Below are 13,297 nucleotides of genomic sequence, written 5' to 3'. Positions count from 1 at the left end.
CAAACCTTGAAATGAAAGAAATTGTAATCAAAAAACAAAATCAAATGAGTGAACAATCAAAAGTAACCTTGTTTAAAGGTGTTGATTACTCTTATTTTAAAAAGGGTATCGATATAGAAAAAACAATGGTAGTTATCTACAGTACGTTAGAAAAGATAACTATGACTCAAATCATAGAAGAAAATGCAGATATAGATGAAATAGTAGATAAGATAGAGGAGTATTTTGACTATTTTAGAGAACTATTTTATGAGAATGGAATAAATTAAGAATAATTAAAAAGGAATATTACCTAATAAAATCATTGAAAAAAGGAGGGTAATATGGAAAATAAAAAAGATATCAAAGAGCCTATCTTGATTGCCAAAAATCTAAATAAGATATATATAAATGGAGAGATTCAGACTCATGTTGTAAAGGAGGTTAATTTTTCAATATATGAAGGAGATTTTATTGTAATATTAGGACCCAGCGGTTCGGGTAAAAGTACCTTGATGAACCTTATTGGAGGGATGGATAGTATAACGTCAGGAGAACTTTTTTATAAAAATCAAGCTGTTCATAAGTTTAATAAAAAAGCCATGTCTTTATATAGAAGAAATGTAATTGGCTTTGTATTTCAGTTTTACAACTTGCTTCCAAGTCTAAATTGTTTTGAAAATGTTTCTTTATCAGCAGAACTATCAAAACATCCATTACCAGTAAAAGAGATTCTACAGAAAGTAGGTTTAGAGGAGAGAGAAAAGCACTTTCCATCACAACTTTCTGGAGGTCAACAGCAAAGAGTTGCACTTGCAAGGGCAATCGTTAAATCACCAGAAATATTACTCTGTGATGAGCCAACAGGTGCCCTAGATTCTCAAACTAGCCAGCAAATTCTAGAACTATTAAGAGAAATCAACAAAGAATATAAGAAAACAGTCATTGTTATTAGTCATGATCATGAACTATTAAAGTTTGCTGATAGATGCTTGCTTATCCGTGATGGTTATTTAACGGAGAAGGAGGAATTCTAATGCTCCTAAGAAAAATGATGAGGGATCTGTGGAATCAGAAAGGAACATACTTAGCAAGTATGATTTTAGTTATTTTGGGCATTCTTCTTTACAATATGTTTTCTATGCTTTATGAGAGTTTTAGCTATTCATTAGATAAGTACTATAAAGATTATCACTTTGCGGATGGAACATTAAAGGTAGTTGGTATGCCAAATCATGTTGTAGATGATATTATAAGGATAAAAGAAGTAAAAAATGCCACAGGTAGACTAGAAAAACGTGTTCGTTTATTGGATAAGGAAAGAGAAGTTATTTTTCAGTTTATAAGCTATGATGCTGATAAGGAGAATAGGCTTAATGATATAGAATTGCTTGGAGGTAGGATGCCAAACCAAAATGAACGTGAGATTATAATTGGAAATAATTATTTTGATGCTATGAAGATGGAATTAGGAGATAAATTACCTGTAGTAGTAAATGGGAAGCGTTATAATTTAACGGTAGTAGGTTATGGAAGATCTCCTGAATTCGTTTATGCAAAAAAGAATGATAATGAGCTTATTTCTGATCCAACATCTTTTGATTTAACTTTTATGCCTTATAAATCCATGTGCGAAATGTTTGACAATGTAAATCAAATCAACAATGTTGCTTTTTCATTATATAATGAAGACGAATTTGAAACTGCAAAGAGAAAAATCAAAGAAGTTGTATACAAATATGGTATTGAAGAAATTACATCGAGAGAAGATCAGATTAGCCACGCTACAACAACTCAAGAGATGGATGGAATTCGTAGTATGACTAAAACTTTACCTATTATGTTTTTAGTTATATCAGGAGTAATTATTTATATTGTTTTAAAAAGGATTATAGAACAAGAGCGTACCCAAATTGGAGTCTTGAAGGCCTTTGGTATTAGTGATTTTAGAATACTTATTCATTATATTTCTTATTCTATAATAATAGGATTAATAGGAGGAGCGATAGGCTTTTATATAGGAATATCTTCTGTACCAAGTTTAATTGAAATGCTAGGAATCGGTTATAATATGCCTTTTGTTACAGCCGGATTATATAAAAGATATTTAGTAAATAGTTTTATTTTGTCATTATTGTTTGCCATTATTTCAGGTTATGCAGGAGCAAAAAACTGTTTAAAACTAGAACCTGCTGATGCAATGAGAGCTAATGTTAGTGTAGAAGGGAAAGAGGGTCTACTAGACAAATTTTATTGGGTAATTGAAAACCTAGATATAAAGATAAAGATGGCGTTAAGAAATATTGTAAGAAATAAAGGACGTAGTTTGTTTATTTTATTTGGTATTTCTATTACAGCAGCGTTACTTTGTTTTCCAGTAGCGATGAGTAATATGTATGACAAAATGTTGATGGATCAATTTACGAAGATTGAGACTTATGACATGAAAATTTCTCTAAATAAATACATGGATCGTAAACCTATTGTAAGGGAATTGAAGAATAAGGATGGTGTAACGGATGTGGAGCCTATGATGCAATTCCCGGTTAAAATCTTTAATAATTGGAGGAGTGAAGAGATTATAATTATTAGTTTACCTCTTAATAGTAAACTCTATCACCTATATGACTTAAATGATGACCCTGTGCCATTACAAGCAGATGGAATGATGTTGACCCACTGGATGGCTAAAAGCCTTAATATACAAGAAGGGGACTATGTGAGTCTAGAAAGTCCACTTTTTAGAAATGAAACAATGAAAAAAATAAAGGTTACTAAAATTATTCCACAATATATTGGATCAAACGGCTATATGAATATTGATTTAGTTAAAGAACTACTAGATGGAAGAGATGCAGCAAATGCATTAATGGTTAATGGAACAAAGGAATCTTTAGACAAATTAAAAGATGACTATGATGAATCAGAAATGATAGGAACTTTTGATTTTCGTGAAAAAATTGCAGCGCAATTTGCTGAATTTATGCAGCAGACTACTGCGATGATTGGCATTTTAGTATTTTTCGGTTTGGTTACAGGTTTTGCTGTTATTTATGTATCCCTCACTATATCTTTATCAGAACGAAATCGTGAACTAGCAACAATGTTAGTGGTAGGTATGAGTGAAAGAGAAGTACATCAAGTGTTGATAATTGAACAATTTATTATTTCGATTTTTGGTATGGCTCTAGGGGTTCCATTGGGAAAATTATTGCTTGTAATCTTTGCTGAAACCAGTAGTACAGAACATTTCATCATGCCATCTACCGTACCCATAGAGGCCATGTTTTTTAGTATTGTACTAACCACTATATCTATTATCATCCCACAAATATTTGGACGAAGAAAAATAGGTAAAATAATTGTGACAGAAGCATTAAATGCACGTGAATAAAGGGATTGTATAAAAGGAGGAAAATATAATGAAAAAAAAGACGATGGTTAGTTTATTGTTAGTAGTTGTGGTTTTTGGCATCGTTGGTTTTATGATTTATAAATCAAATCAACCTTTAGTGGTCAAAACTGTCCAATTAGAAAAAATCAATTATGAAGAATATCACTATGAAGAGGGTAGTGTTGAGCCAAAGAAGCGCATGAAGGTATTTAGTAATGGAAGTGGTAAGATTATAGATTTATTTATAGAAGCGGGGAGCGCTGTAAAAAAAGGAGATGCAATTTTAAGTATAGATGATGATGATTTAAAATATCAATTAGATATTTTATATGCTCAAAAAAATAGTTTAGCAGGAGAACAAAAATCTGAAGAACAAATTGTAAAAAATTCTGAGCTAAAACTCCAAGAAGAAGCTATAGAACTTGCAAAATATGAAGTAGATTCAGTGAAGAAAGATTTAGAAAGAAAAAGAAAACTTTTTGAAAGTGGAGCAATAAGCAAGACGGATTTTGAACAGATAGAAGATCAATATAAGCAAGCAGTTGGTAAATTAAATATAGAAAATTTTAAATTTACAACTTTAAAAGATAGATCAAAGATTGGAAGCGGTAAAAATCTATATTATGCAGGACAAGTAGAAAAAATAGATTTGCAAATTAAACAACTTGAAGAAAAAATAGATAAAATGAAAGTCATTGCGCCTATAGACGGAACAATATCAAATCTTTCATTAGATAAAGGAGACTATATATCAGAAAATCAAATGTTATTTGAAATCTTTCATGCTGGGCTTTATGAGGTAGAATCCTATGTTTTAGCAAAAGAAGTAAAAAAACTTAAGATAGGAATGACCGCATATTTAGAGGTTGAAAACCAAAGTAAAATAGAAACAATAAAGGGCAAAATTACATTTATAGCACCTAATGCTATAGAAGTTACTTCCCCCTTGGGTTTAGTAGAGAAAAAGGTTAAAGTGCTTGTTGAACCGCAAGAGGATGTTAAGTTAATCCAAGGAGAAGAAGTTGACGTGAAATTTATAACTTACAGTAAAGATAAGGCTCAAGTCGTATCTAAAGATTATATTTTTCCTTGGATGGAGGGTGAGGGCATGTGGATTATTGATGACGGAAAAGCTAAGGTATTAAAAATAGATAAAGAATTTGATTCATCATCTAATGTTGTGTTAGGAAAGGATATAGATGAACAAACAAAAGTTATTATTACACCTTATCCAGAAAAAATTGAGGAGGGAGCTAAGGTAATAAGCAAATAGAAAAATTCACTTTATGCTATCGCATAGCTTATTTTAAAGAATCAATCTAAAGAGAGTATCCACCAATTTTAATTAGAAAAATGGTGGATACTCTTTAGATGGTTGTAATACTATAAACTTAAATCTCTCTTTTTATAAAATACATAGGTTCCTGTTAATGATACTCCAATAATTACAATAGATAGTATTATAAAAACAAAATCAATGCCATTCCCTAAAATTATAGATTCAGCTTCAAAATATTTAAAGGGTGTAAAATATTTTAGATTTTCAAGTTTATCATACATATTTGTTATCATATATAAAATAAAAGTGGCTAGGAGTATTCCTGTAGCAGTAGAAGTTGCAGAGTTAGTTTTTTTACTAAAAGAAGCTAAAAATGAACCTATACACATAAACATAACTTGCAGAATAAACATACCTAACATTAATGTTATTATATCTCCTAATATTGCATCGCCGTCATTAAAATAATTAACGGCAACTAATGATGCAATTAATGTAACTATATTTAAAATAATTATATTTAAAACAGCAGCTAATAGCTTTGTTGTTATAACTTTATTTCTTGAAACAGGTTTTATAAATAAAAACTCTGTGGTTTTATCTATTTCTTCTTTTGCTATAATATTTGATCCAAGCATGACAGCGTGAACCGTAGCAATTAATATAAGATATAAGAAAAGAACACCATAAAATCCAATAGCTTTTGATAAATCAAAGCTACTTATACCCATTATATTTAATAAGGGCTTAGGATATATATCCATAATATCATTGATAGACACCCCTGATTTAGTAAACCCTGCAAATTTTCCCATACCGGATCCAATCATCGCAACCATGCCTATACACCATATGATAAGTGATTTTATATTAGCATGCATTTCTCGAGTAAATATATTCATTGATTAAACCTCCTTTATTTTGAACCTAATTAAACTGTATGAATATCCTTTTTATCATATATAGCATAGCTTGCTATAATAGAAACAATAATAACTAATAAGGATATAATGATAAAGGGTGTTTCATAAGCACCATTTTTTATAATATAAGCAGGATCAAAGTATTTAAAAGGAGTTATATATCTAATAATATCATCACTATCTGCTGAACTTAAAAAGCTTATAAAATAGAAAACAAATACAGTAGCAAGAGAAATAGGTAAAACTGATTTGATTCTAGGCAAAATAACTGAGATAATAACGCCTAATGACATAAATATTAGTTGTACAAATAACAATGTAATAGAGACCATAAAGAATATTTTAAAGCTATAGTCTTCATTCTTTACAATAGATGCAATGATGTTTGCGGCTAATATATAAATTATATTTGTAGCTATTAAAGATGTAGTTACTGCCAGTATCTTAGACGTTAAAATTTGAGTTCGTTTAATAGGTTTTGTTAACAAAAAATCTGCTGTTTTTTGGCGTATTTCCTTTGATACAATTGAAACACCAAAATTCATAGCTTGAATTGCTCCGATTAAAATTATAAATGATAAGGGGAAAGAGTAGTATCCTAAAATATTATCAAAACTTTCCAGGGAAATACCTATTATGTTTCTTATAGATTTAGGGAAGCCTTCCAATAAATTTTTGATTTGCTCAATATCACGTGAGAATGAAGGGAAAAGTGAAAAAAATATAATAACTACCACAACTAAGGATAAAGTCCATATAATACTGGATTTTCTATAGGCCTTTAGTTCATGTAAAAATATATTCATTTTATTTATTCCTCCTCTGAATAATAATGCATAAAGATCTCTTCCAGGTCAGGTTCTTCTATCCAAAGGTTGGATATTTCAACGGATGAAATCTTTTTTATAACTGAATTGACATCACCCTTAAATATGAAGGTGACTATATTTCCCTTTGATTCTAACTTATTTACGCCAGCAATATTAAAGTAATCTTTATTTGTTTTTGATAAAGTTTCAATCTTGAATTTTTTATAGGTATTTTCTTTTAGAGTAGACATTTTTTCTAATTTGATTATTTTACCTTCTTTAATAATAGCTACACGATCGCACAATCTTTGGACTTCACTTAAAATATGGGAGGAAAACAAAATTGTTGCACCTTTCTTATTTTCTTCTTCAAGTAAATCGAAGAATTTCTGTTGCATAAGGGGGTCTAGCCCACTGGTAGGTTCATCAAGAATAATTAATTTAGGTTCATGAAGTAGGCCTTGAACTATACCGACTTTCTTTTTATTTCCAAATGACAAGTCATCGATTTTTTTATTTAAGTCAAGATTCATTGCATTTGCTAAATAATCTATTCTTTTACTGCAGTCTTTTTCATAAAAACTAGCTGAATACTTTAAAAGATCAATAACCTTCATATTGTCATAATAAAAAACTTCAGATGGTAAATAACCAATTTCTTTTTTTATTTCAGGACCATATTGTACAATATCCTTGCCAAATATCTTAGCAGTTCCGCTAGTTGGATATATCAGAGATAACAGTGTTCTAATAGTTGTTGATTTGCCAGCACCGTTTGGCCCGATAAATCCAAAAACCTCTCCCTCCTTAACACTAAAGCTTATATCGTCAATTCCCCTTGATTTACCATAACTTTTAGTTAAATTGTTGGTTTCAATAACATTCATTTTTAGAACATCTCCTTAAAAATATAAGTTTTTAATCCTGTTTATAAAGTGGTTACTATTAACATTATTGTTTACAAACAAATGTATATTATTCTTACTAGAATTTATGGTATACAAGGGTGTAAAGATGAGATTAAGGCCTATATGGATATAAGCTATTGTAAGTAGTATAATAATGGATAACAAAAATGATAATTTCTTTAAGGACAGATTAATTAATTTTTCTAAAAAATATTACAAAATTAATGCATGGAATGTATAATAACATATAGGAAACTTAACAATTTTATGACGTAGATTTCAATTATCGAGGCAAAATAATATATAGACATAAAATAACATAACTATTGGAGGGTATTTATGATAAAAATTATAGCAGATTCAACTTGTGATTTATCTCAAGATTTAATAGATAAGTATGATATTGGGATAGCTCCGTTGACGATTAATATAGATGGGAAAGTTTATAAGGATAGAATAGATATAAAACCAGATAGATTTTACAGTATAATCGAAAATTTAGTGAAAGAGCCAACAACTGCTATGCCAAGTCCTACAGAATATCTGAAGATAATGAATGAAGCTGTAGTAAATGGATATACACAGATAATATGTATATCCATGTCAAGTGGGACAAGTGGTTCTTATCAATCAGCAGTTATAGCTAAGGATTATTTTTATGATGAGCATGAAGGCTCTAATGTTGATATTCATATAGTTGATTCAAAGTGTATGAGCCATGGCAGTGGATGGTTGGTTTTAAAAAGTGCTATATTAAAAGAGCAAGGAATGAGTTTTGAAGAAATAGTAGAATTCAATGAGACATATAAGATAAATGTTAAGCATTTCTTATCTGTTGATGATTTAGATCACTTAATAAAAAGTGGAAGACTTTCAAATTCAAGTGCTTTTATAGGAAAGATATTAAAGATTAAACCAATAATGAGTATGAAAAAGGGAAAGGGAGCAATAGTAGCAAAGGAAAGAGGCCGTAAGAGAGTTTTAAAGCATTATGTAGATGAATTTATAAGTAGAAATGATAAAGAAGCTACAGATTTTATAATAATAGGATATACATCTGATATTAGTGTGGCTCAGAATTTAGAGAATAAGATAAAAAAAGAAACTGATTTTAAAGGCGATATATATATTATGCAGATGGGAGTAGCAGTTGGAACTCATGTAGGACTTGGAGCTATATCTATGTATTATATAGAGAAAGGACATAAAAAAGATAATCTTCTTATAAATGAAGTAAATGGGCTAATGGAAAAAAAAGCTGAGATAATGGAAAGAATAAAAAATACAAAATTGAATTCTTAAAAAAGTAGCTTGTATTTACAAGCTACTTTTTGTTATATCACCCAATTACCATTTTCGAATATTTGAACTTTTTCTCTATCATGAGTTTCAGCTACTATATCCATATCATCAGAACCTATCATAAAGTCTTCGTGGATTAATGAATCATTAGCACCAGCTTTTTGAAGCTCTACAGAACTCATCTGAGTTCCATTTTTTATACATGTAGGATAAGCCATTCCAAATGCTAGATGGCAAGATGCATTTTCATCGAATAAAGTATTATAAAATATTATATTTGAGTTTGATATAGGTGAATCATAAGCAACTAAAGCTACTTCACCAATATAAGAAGCACCTTCATCTGTTTCTAATAATTTTTTTAACGTTTCATGACCAACTTCAGCTTTAAAATCTACAACTTTACCGTCTTTGAATGTTAAAGTAAAATCATCTATTAAATTACCTGCGTAGTTAAAAGGTTTTGTATTTTTAACAGTTCCATTTATACCTGTTTTAAGAGGCATTGTAAATACTTCTTCTGTAGGCATATTTGCGACAAAATATGTTTTCTTAGCATTGTACTCTCCGCCACCAGCCCATAAATGATCTTTTGGAAGTTCTATAGTAAGGTCTGTTACACTTGACTTAAAGTGAAGTGATTTAAAGTTTTTATTATTTAAAAACTCAACCCTGTCATTTAAAGTTTTTAAATGAATATCCCAAGCTTTTATAGGATCATCTTTATCAACTCTAACTATTTTAAATATATTATCCCAAAGCTTTTGAACTGCATCATCTTCTGATACATCAGAGAATACTTTTTTAGCCCAAGCTTTAGTTGGAATAGAAACTACACACCAAGATATAGTACTGTTCATTATGTACTCTCTATAATTTTTTAGAGCAAGAGATCTTGCTTTATTAGCAGCTGCAATTCTCTTTGGATCTACATCCTTTAAAAGTTCTGGATTAGAAGCTGATATAGATATAACTGCAGCACCGTTTTTAGCTAACTCTTCAAGACCGTCAGCTTCCCATTTAGGAAACTCGTCAAATGCTTCATCTGGTGCATTCAAATATTTGATAAGAGCTAAATCTTCATCGCCCCATCTTACATGAACATTTTTAGCTCCATTGTCATAAGCACATTTAGCTACTATTCTCGTAAACTCAGCACACTCTATAGGAGAGTTTATTATAAGTGTCTGTCCTTTTTGAATATTAACACCGACTTTAATTGCAAGTGAAGCATATTTTTTTAGATTTTCATTAAAACTATTCATTTAATCACCTCTTCTTTAGTATTATTAAATAATATAAGTTAATTATACAGAAGTGACCAAAAAAAGGGAAATAAAAAAGATGTATTAAGATGATTTTTAATCATCTTAATACATCTTTAAAAACTATAAATAGAAATCGTGATTTTGAATGGTTTTATAGTAAGATCTATGCCATACTATCCAATTGTTAGTTGACTTTCTTGGATTCAAGAAGTAAAGACATGTTGATATATTATTATGTCCTTCAAGTGCTTGTTTTGTAGCTTGAATACTAGCATCTGAAGGGGTATTATATATTCTACCATTAGCAACTGGAGTATATTGAATTCCATAGTTATCATCAAATATAACTCCTTTTATACTATTAGGGAATAATTCACTATTTTTTCTATTTATTATAACATTGGCAACAGCTAGTTTTCCTTCGTAGGGTTCTCCTTGAGATTCAGCTTCTACTAATCTAGATAGCCAATATAAATCTTCGCTAGAATAGCTAGGAACATTAGGCTTAACTGTATTTTCATGAGAAGGTATGTAACCTTTAGTTTGAATATCCACTACATAGTTATAGCTATCCCAGTTGACAGAACAGCTAAATGCCTCGGCTACAAAGCGAACGGGTACGAATGTTCTTGCATTATATATGTTCACAGGGGCATCAAGATACACTGTAGATTCGTTTATAGTAGCTGTACTAGAGTATACTGGCAATTTGATATTCTTGTCCTCATATTCTAATATAGCTTCTTGTGAATCTTCATCCCATGATACATCTGCACCTAGATTTTCTGATATAAATCTTATAGGAACAAATGTACGTGAATTTTCTATATAAGGATTTTGATCTGTATAAACTACTTTACCATCTATTTTGATAGATATAGTTTTTTGATCTTTTATAGGCTTGATCTTTATTAAACTTCCAGAGTTAAGATTGTATTCTGATATGTTATTTAATGAACGAATACTATCTATACTTGTATTATACTCCTTTGCAATAGAAGTATAGGTATCTCCGGTTTGGACCGTATGCATAAGATATGACTGTGCATAGGAAGTAGAATTACCTAGTAGCAGAGCAGCAAAAATTAAGCTCAATATTAGTTTTTTCATTATGAATTCCTCCTTTGTAAGTCATTAACAATTTTATCATTGTAAGAAAACGCATACAATGGAATAAAAATGGTTTGTGAGGATAAAATTGTAAAGATAAGAAAATGGAATTCGTTTGTATATATAGATACATCTAATATATATTAAAATCTAGATAATATCAAAAAATAGGATTATATTGAAGAAAGTAACAGTTATAATTTTCTGAATTTGGGAAGCAATGTTTTCTGTGAAACTAAAAAAGCAGGTAGGTTAAAAACCTACCTGCTTTTTTTATCATACTAAGCTACTCTTTTGTTTTCTTTAGCAGTTGTTTCTTTATATGATTTGAACATCATGAATGTTGTGTATACAACAACGAATATTAATAACCATTTTAATAGGTAAACATCCATAGACTTAACTAAAAATGCAGCTATTAAAACTCCGATTGGACCCATAACGTTAACTGCCATAGAACCTTGAGCAGAGTGAGTATCTTCCTTTATAAACTTCATACCAGCAAAAGGTAATAAAAGTGCACAAGAACCCATCATTATAGGGAATGCTGCTATTGGAGACATACCTAACATGTAAACCAAAGTCATACATGGAGCAAAAAGTCCTATACCTAAAGTATTTAAAGCTCCAAATATAAAGTTACCAACTATAGCTATTATAAGCTTAGTTCCATGAAGACCCATAGCATCTCCACCCACTGGGAAAAGGTTTAATTGTCCAGCAAGTAATATTATTGCCATTGAGAATAAAGCTATTCCCATTGCAAGTTGTATAGTTTTTTTAGGAAGCTTAGATATAAGTCCAGCTCCTACAATTGCACCTGCAAGTGCTGCAACTATCATAGAGAATAAAGTTAAAGGTTCAACATTAACAGATGCTATAAATATACAAGCCTGAAATAAAGTTGGGATTGTTGCACCAACATTTAATGTTCCAGGTAATTTTTCATCGCTAACTAAATTAAAGTTTTTAAATAAAGATGTTTCTATAGCGAAACTACTAAGACCTAAAGTGTCAAAAAAGTTTGCTAAAGCTCCTATTAAACCCATTTTAATAAAACTTTCTTCTTCTAATCTACCTTCTGCTTTTCTCTTCATGTAAGATTGAACAAGCATGAAAGTAAATGGAATTCCAGAAGCAATCATAATTCCTAAAAGTATTTTTGCCATTTAAAAATCTTCCTTTCACAATATAATAATTTTGAAATAAATAGAAATTAGTTCATAAGCGTTATATAACTATTTTTACAAGCAAATAGTTATATAATTATCAAACGTGCTGTGAACAAATTAAATTATATATTATTTTAAGATTTAAGTCTACTAAAAAATCAAGTATTTCATAAAAAAAAATCGTATGGATAAATGGCTAAATATCAACGGGAAAACGATGTATCTAATGCGAGATACAGTTGTTTTCGTGTTTTCAAATATTAAAACATTATAAAAATAAAGTGAATATAGAATTTTGAAAAAACTATAAAAATGTAGAAGAAAGCGCTATAAACGCGAGAAGATTGTTAAAAAAATAACCTATATTATTTTGAAATTTATTATATAATTTAATATATAGTCTATTATAGAGGAGGGGTTTATAATTTTTGATAAAGAATATAAAAAATATATATCTAAAATAGATTTTAAAAAATATAAAAATGAGTTTGTAAATTATAAAAATATATTACTTGAGGATATAAATAAAAGATTGATCAAATTTAAGGAAATTAGTTTAAATGGAAATGGGTTAGGAGAGAAGGATATAAGCATTAAACTTTATTATGAATTAAAGTTTAAAAATAATGTATTATTCGAACAAGGCAGAGATTACTTATTATATACAATTAAAGATAAAGAATTGAATAATTGGAATTACAATATATTTAGTATTAAATATAATTTAAATATGGACGATAAAATAGCAAATTGTATAACAATAATATTTAAAAAAAATAATAATCTCAATATAGATAATATATTAAATATTTCACAAAAATTTTTACCAAATGATACTATCCCCACATCTAATGTAAATAAAGAGTATATAAAGCTTGATTTAAATGATAAAGGTAAAAAGATAAAATATAATATAAAGTATGAAAGTAAAAAAATAAGAAGAAATACAGGAAAAAGTGATATATCATTAGATATATATAAGGTTGTTGAGCCTCTTTTATATAGTGATGAGGATAGAGAACAGTTTATAAGAGTGAAAATTTCTAATTTAAATTATTAAATTAGAAATTTTTACTCTTTACTTTATTTTGATAAAGTGATAAAGTAATGAAGTGACAAAAAATGAAGCAATGAAAATAGTTAGAGGGGGAAA

At 29.2% G+C, this 13,297-nt stretch carries 12 protein-coding genes; 6 read left to right on the top strand and 6 right to left on the bottom strand.

Features of this window, described 5'->3' with window-relative positions:
• Nucleotides 1–11: 11 nt before the first annotated feature.
• From M2214_RS14045 to M2214_RS14030, 4 genes are read left to right on the top strand one after another with little or no spacing between them, the layout of a single operon-like run.
• Nucleotides 12–269, top strand: a complete 258-nt coding sequence (locus M2214_RS14045; RefSeq protein WP_248479950.1) for a hypothetical protein — start codon at nt 12–14, stop codon at nt 267–269.
• Between the two features lie 54 nt (nt 270–323).
• Nucleotides 324–1,016: an ABC transporter ATP-binding protein gene (locus M2214_RS14040; RefSeq protein ID WP_248479948.1), complete on the top strand. Its 693-nt coding sequence runs from the start codon at nt 324–326 to the stop codon at nt 1,014–1,016.
• Nucleotides 1,016–3,373, top strand: coding sequence for an ABC transporter permease (locus M2214_RS14035; protein WP_248479946.1), 2,358 nt, complete (start codon nt 1,016–1,018; stop codon nt 3,371–3,373). The genes M2214_RS14040 and M2214_RS14035 overlap by 1 nt, the downstream gene beginning before the upstream one ends.
• Before the next feature lie 28 nt (nt 3,374–3,401).
• The gene (locus M2214_RS14030; RefSeq protein ID WP_248479943.1) at nt 3,402–4,646 is read left to right on the top strand and encodes an HlyD family secretion protein; all 1,245 of its coding nucleotides are present in this window, start codon (nt 3,402–3,404) and stop codon (nt 4,644–4,646) included.
• A gap of 110 nt (nt 4,647–4,756) precedes the next feature.
• On the opposite strand, the gene M2214_RS14025 is transcribed toward M2214_RS14030, so the two are convergent.
• The 3 genes from M2214_RS14025 to M2214_RS14015 are packed head-to-tail and all read right to left on the bottom strand — an operon-like array spanning nt 4,757 to nt 7,271.
• Nucleotides 4,757–5,554 carry an ABC transporter permease subunit gene (locus tag M2214_RS14025; RefSeq protein ID WP_248479941.1) on the bottom strand — a complete coding sequence of 266 codons (798 nt, stop codon included), beginning with the start codon at nt 5,552–5,554 and terminating at the stop codon, nt 4,757–4,759.
• A gap of 29 nt (nt 5,555–5,583) precedes the next feature.
• Nucleotides 5,584–6,381 (bottom strand): ABC transporter permease subunit, encoded by a 798-nt coding sequence (locus M2214_RS14020; protein WP_248479932.1) that lies wholly within the window; start codon nt 6,379–6,381, stop codon nt 5,584–5,586.
• Between the two features lie 5 nt (nt 6,382–6,386).
• Nucleotides 6,387–7,271 (bottom strand): ABC transporter ATP-binding protein, encoded by an 885-nt coding sequence (locus M2214_RS14015; RefSeq protein ID WP_248479923.1) that lies wholly within the window; start codon nt 7,269–7,271, stop codon nt 6,387–6,389.
• 360 nt (nt 7,272–7,631) lie between these two features.
• Here M2214_RS14015 and M2214_RS14010 point away from each other — a divergent pair, with 360 nt between their 5' ends.
• Nucleotides 7,632–8,594, top strand: coding sequence for a DegV family protein (locus tag M2214_RS14010; RefSeq protein ID WP_248479921.1), 963 nt, complete (start codon nt 7,632–7,634; stop codon nt 8,592–8,594).
• A gap of 32 nt (nt 8,595–8,626) precedes the next feature.
• On the opposite strand, the gene M2214_RS14005 is transcribed toward M2214_RS14010, so the two are convergent.
• The 3 genes from M2214_RS14005 to M2214_RS13995 form a co-directional block, all read right to left on the bottom strand.
• On the bottom strand, nt 8,627–9,859 hold the full coding sequence (locus M2214_RS14005; protein ID WP_248479919.1) for an aminopeptidase: 1,233 nt from the start codon (nt 9,857–9,859) through the stop codon (nt 8,627–8,629).
• A gap of 123 nt (nt 9,860–9,982) precedes the next feature.
• Nucleotides 9,983–10,972 carry a stalk domain-containing protein gene (locus tag M2214_RS14000; protein WP_248479911.1) on the bottom strand — a complete coding sequence of 330 codons (990 nt, stop codon included), beginning with the start codon at nt 10,970–10,972 and terminating at the stop codon, nt 9,983–9,985.
• Nucleotides 10,973–11,253: 281 nt separating this feature from the next.
• Nucleotides 11,254–12,141, bottom strand: a complete 888-nt coding sequence (locus M2214_RS13995) for a sulfite exporter TauE/SafE family protein (protein WP_248479902.1) — start codon at nt 12,139–12,141, stop codon at nt 11,254–11,256.
• Nucleotides 12,142–12,676: 535 nt separating this feature from the next.
• Between M2214_RS13995 and M2214_RS13990 the strand changes: the two genes are divergently transcribed.
• Nucleotides 12,677–13,204, top strand: a complete 528-nt coding sequence (locus M2214_RS13990; protein WP_248479900.1) for a hypothetical protein — start codon at nt 12,677–12,679, stop codon at nt 13,202–13,204.
• Nucleotides 13,205–13,297 lie beyond the last annotated feature (93 nt).

This window comes from Tepidibacter aestuarii, assembly GCF_934924865.1.
In the GTDB taxonomy this organism is placed as follows: Bacteria; Bacillota; Clostridia; order Peptostreptococcales; family Peptostreptococcaceae; genus Tepidibacter_A; species Tepidibacter_A aestuarii.
This window is presented reverse-complemented; position numbering and strand designations above follow the sequence as displayed.

Coding starts and splice junctions, on each gene's coding strand:
- M2214_RS14045 (WP_248479950.1), top strand. CDS start 12: ATGAAAGAAATTGTAATCAAAAAACAAAATCAAATGAGTGAACAATCA.
- M2214_RS14040 (WP_248479948.1), top strand. CDS start 324: ATGGAAAATAAAAAAGATATCAAAGAGCCTATCTTGATTGCCAAAAAT.
- M2214_RS14035 (WP_248479946.1), top strand. CDS start 1,016: ATGCTCCTAAGAAAAATGATGAGGGATCTGTGGAATCAGAAAGGAACA.
- M2214_RS14030 (WP_248479943.1), top strand. CDS start 3,402: ATGAAAAAAAAGACGATGGTTAGTTTATTGTTAGTAGTTGTGGTTTTT.
- M2214_RS14025 (WP_248479941.1), bottom strand. CDS start 5,554: ATGAATATATTTACTCGAGAAATGCATGCTAATATAAAATCACTTATC.
- M2214_RS14020 (WP_248479932.1), bottom strand. CDS start 6,381: ATGAATATATTTTTACATGAACTAAAGGCCTATAGAAAATCCAGTATT.
- M2214_RS14015 (WP_248479923.1), bottom strand. CDS start 7,271: ATGAATGTTATTGAAACCAACAATTTAACTAAAAGTTATGGTAAATCA.
- M2214_RS14010 (WP_248479921.1), top strand. CDS start 7,632: ATGATAAAAATTATAGCAGATTCAACTTGTGATTTATCTCAAGATTTA.
- M2214_RS14005 (WP_248479919.1), bottom strand. CDS start 9,859: ATGAATAGTTTTAATGAAAATCTAAAAAAATATGCTTCACTTGCAATT.
- M2214_RS14000 (WP_248479911.1), bottom strand. CDS start 10,972: ATGAAAAAACTAATATTGAGCTTAATTTTTGCTGCTCTGCTACTAGGT.
- M2214_RS13995 (WP_248479902.1), bottom strand. CDS start 12,141: ATGGCAAAAATACTTTTAGGAATTATGATTGCTTCTGGAATTCCATTT.